3 protein-coding genes and 1 pseudogene are annotated in these 4,054 nt (G+C 38.9%); 2 read left to right on the top strand and 2 right to left on the bottom strand.

What is annotated here, in order from left to right; translation table 11 throughout:
• On the bottom strand, window positions 1–758 hold a 758-nt coding region (locus ACJAT7_RS18320; protein WP_415228236.1), incomplete at its 3' end, for a helix-turn-helix domain-containing protein.
• A 134-nt stretch (window positions 759–892) separates the two neighbouring features.
• Between ACJAT7_RS18320 and ACJAT7_RS18315 the strand changes: the two genes are divergently transcribed.
• A complete protein-coding gene (locus ACJAT7_RS18315; RefSeq protein WP_415228235.1) occupies window positions 893–2,089 on the top strand; it encodes a sugar efflux transporter in 1,197 nt (398 codons plus the stop codon).
• 776 nt (window positions 2,090–2,865) lie between these two features.
• A pseudogene (locus tag ACJAT7_RS18310) lies at window positions 2,866–3,303 on the top strand (transposase); the annotation flags it as partial.
• 28 nt (window positions 3,304–3,331) lie between these two features.
• Here the strand turns inward: ACJAT7_RS18310 and ACJAT7_RS18305 are convergent.
• The gene (locus ACJAT7_RS18305; protein WP_415228234.1) at window positions 3,332–4,042 is read right to left on the bottom strand and encodes an HNH endonuclease; all 711 of its coding nucleotides are present in this window, start codon (window positions 4,040–4,042) and stop codon (window positions 3,332–3,334) included.
• Window positions 4,043–4,054: the final 12 nt, after the last annotated feature.

The following is a 4,054-nucleotide window of genomic DNA, read 5'->3' as shown; positions in this document are numbered from 1 at the left end:
GCAATAATTGCAATGCTGGTATTGCTGTTAATCAAAAGTTCACAGGCTTTACCGATTCTAAATTCTTTAACATGGTTAGAAAAGCTGCATACAAAATGACGTTCAAAAAGTCGATAAATGGTGCTTTCACTGACATGTACTTCATTGCATAAATCAATAACTTGAATATTATCACGAAAATTTAATTCAATATAATCAGAGACTTTTCGTACCAGCTTTAGTTCTTTTGGATTATCTTCGATCTTTGGCAGACTATAGGCGTTTAACCGTTTTACCTGTTTTGCTTCACTTAAAATAACCAACACTTCGATTAAGCGGCTAAATCCCATCGCGGGCGTGAAAGTTTGATGCGCTTGTAAAAGCTGAAATACCCGTTCACCCGTCAAGTCGTCAAACTGCAACCCCTGAATTGAGCTACTTAATAACGATTTTAGATTATTAAGCTCAGGAAACTGATTAATCAGTTGGTTTATCCATTGCTGGCTAAACCATAAGATATAGGTGCTGTTATTTGAGTTATCAGCATTCGCTTGGTGGATCACTGTGTGAGGCAGTTTCGGGCCAAAGATAGTCAGGTTATTATGTTTTATTTCACCAATATAGCCACCGGCAAACAACTTTCCGGTTAAATGACGGTGCAGTACAATTTCATATTCAAAATGATAATGCCAGTCAAATTGTGCATCACAAGAATCATAATGGTGGATTCGCCAGCTAAAATCACGCTGATTGCTTACTTTTTCTATAGTTGGTTTCAATACCAACTCCTTTTTTGTCATGTAAACCATTGCATATGATTGGATAGTATCAGAAGAAGCCTAAAAAGAATCACTTCTTACGTTTTAAATTGCTAAATTACACGCATAAATTATTCAACTATGAGGCCGCGCACATGTTCTTTAGTAAACAATCGATCACCTATTTATTGACCTGTTTTTTTATCGGGCTAAGTACCGCGTTCATTTACCCCATATTAAGTCTTTATTTGATTGAGGAAGTTCATGCGACACCGATAAGCATGGGGATTTTAATTACCTGCATGGTGTTAAGTGGGGTATTGGTCTCGCAATATATAGCAAAAAAATCAGATAAAGGGTTAAGTCGCAAGTATATTGTTTTAGCCGGGCAAGTCGGGTTTATTACCACTACGATTTTTTTGGCAATGAGTCACCACTATTACACTATTTTATTTGCGGTTATCTTTTTTATGTCGTTAAGTGCGGTTTGTTTACCGCAAATTTTCAGCATGGGGCGTGATTATGCTGATAAACAGCTTGCAGATAAAGCGCCAGCATTTGTTACTATGATGCGTGCAACCATGGCGATGGCCTGGGTTGTCGGGCCGCCCGTGGCCTTTTTAATAAATGATTCTTTCGGTTTTAAGCAAACCTTTCTGCTTGCCGGTTTTTTTGCTGTAGTGGTATTTATTATTGTTTGTTTGGGTATGTCTAATGTGCGCCTTGAAAAGGTTGCGTCTGCTTCGCAAGATGTGAACTGGCTAAAAATATCCGGCGTATTATTCTTTTTAATCTGCATCTTTTTTGTCTTTACTGCCAACAATATGTACCTCACATCAATAAGCCTATATATCACCCAAGAGTTAAATTTTGAATCGAAATGGGTGGGGTACCTGATGGGAACTGCGGCCTTTGTGGAAATTCCAATTATGTTAGGCGCCGGTTATCTTGCGCCAAGATTCGGTGCAACGCGACTAATTTATATTGCTTGTATTAGCGGCTTTTTATTTTTTACCGGTTTGCTAGTTGCACAACAGTTATGGCAGTTTATGTTACTGCAGCTGTTTAACGGTGTGTTTATTGGTATCAATGCCAGTTTAGGTATGCTGGTTGTACAGGATATGATGAAAAAACAGATAGGTTTGGCCTCAACACTGTTTAATAACAGCATAATGCTGAGCGTTTTATTAAGCAGTTTAATAGTGGGGGGGATTGCACAATATTTCAGTTATTATGCGGTATTTATCGCCTCCGCCCTGTTTTGCATATTAGCGCTGTTTTTTATCTGGTTAGCCGAAAAGGAGTGTTTGTCGTTAAAAGCGGAGTTTAACCAACCAGCCTGCATTGATTGATTTCCAGCTTTTGCTTGTAATCTGTTCTCTATTTTTCAGCGTTGGATTTCCGCCTTTGGCGGGGAGCCGACGATGAAAAACCGAAACGCAGTGTCGTCCGAGACGTTTTTTATTCTTATGCGCCCAACCACTTCTTAACGCACCACCTCAGATATTACGTCCCGGTACTGACTGAGGTTAGAGAAAGAAGGGCACGCAGAGCTTCGCCCGCTAATGATCCTGAACTGTCGTTCAATTCGCTCCATATTTTCCCTTGCTGAAGTGGTTACCTGTCTTTTATTTATGATCGTCATTCTCGAGATGTTTAGTCGAGAATCTCAATGAGTTTTTAACCTAACAGATTTGATTGGTTTGCAAGCCTTCGCTTGTGAGCTTTTGTTGTAACTTTCATCGTTGGAGTTCCGCCCTTGACGGCGTTTAGACGATGAGAAACCGAAACGCAGTTTCGCAGTTCGAGGGAGTCATGCTCTTTGTGCAGCCAAAGAAAACAGGTCACGCAGAGCTTTGCCCGCTCGTGACATTATGCTGTCGCATAACTCGCCCAAAAGAAAGGCTGCCCCGAGCCATTTTTTAATATTGAAATGCCCAACCGCTTTTTAACGCACCACCTCAGACATTACGTCCCTGTATTGGCTGAGGTTAGAGAAAACATCCATGTTTTCTCTTGCTAAAGCAGTCGTTCATTTCAATAAAAATGGACGGGGAATCCGTAGCCACATCGGTTAGGTTTATTTATAAAAAAGCTCTGAGTGTCCCATCTTTTTTTTAAAAATTAGATTGTGAAAATTGAAACTAAAATAGCTAAACTTATTGAAAGTTGTCCTGAATATCACGCTAAAAATGAGATATTACAAAGCATGAAAGGCATTGGTAAAATAGCAGCAGCTTCTCTCATCAGTAATTTACCTGAATTAGGTTATATAAACAGTAAACAAGGTAGCGCTTTAATCGGTGTTGCACCAATGAACAGAGAAAGTGGGCGATATAAAGGTCACCGAAAAATACAAGGTGGACGGACACAAGTTCGAACTGTTTTATACATGGCAATGATGTCAGCTATGCAATCTAATCCTGTTTTTAAAGCAACATATCAACGATTATTGTCCGCAGGTAAACCTAAAAAAGTAGCAATAATTGCCTGTATTAGAAAGATGATCGTTATCTTAAATTCGATGCGAAGAGACGGTGTAATGTGGGAAGCGCCAAAAGTGTAAAATTAACTATTGTCGCCATAGTCTCTTGTTAGGCAATTCGTCGCCATACAATATCACCATCAGTCATTACCTTAGCATCGACATATCCATCAGAAAGGAGGCACATTAAACTCACAATACTTCTTAGATTATTGACTGCTTCATCAAAGTTTTCTTCCGTAAAGCCATTCAAATCCATACTAGCTTCGTGCATTGCATACTTACAAACTATTTCAAAAAACAATTCGCCATACCTGTTTTTAAACTGCAATCTAATTTCTGGGAAATCATTGTCATTCCAAATCCAATTAAAGAATTCAAGAGGGGCCGTATCTTCTTTATGGTATTTAGTCATTAGATAATTGACTACTTCTACTTCACCAAGAACCTTGTCATCGGCTATCGCCTCCTTGTTAGGCAATAGACTTAACATTTTTTTTAAATCTGAAAACTCTTCATTGATCGAGCTAGCGATAAGCTTTTTTATATCACTAAGCGGAATACTTGTAGATGAGTATCTTTTTTCACAAGTTTCATACCAGAAATCTCTTGCCTCTGTTATGAATTTTCTCTTGGTTGGGTTTCCACCATAAGTTTCGTGGCAAGATGGGCAAAGAGGAGCTGCATTTTCAAAAGTATCAAGGCCATCGTCGCATTGAGGAACTAAGTGATGAATTTCGACTCCATGTGAGTGACAAATACAGCAACTGAAGTGCCCTGCTTTTCTTACTTCCACTTTTAATTTTTCATTAAATGCCATTTATTTATCCTA

It is taken from the genome of Psychromonas sp. (assembly GCF_047632995.1).
GTDB lineage: Bacteria > Pseudomonadota > Gammaproteobacteria > Enterobacterales > Psychromonadaceae > Psychromonas.
The sequence above is the reverse complement of the archived record's forward strand: the minus strand, read 5'-3'. Positions and strand labels throughout refer to the sequence as shown.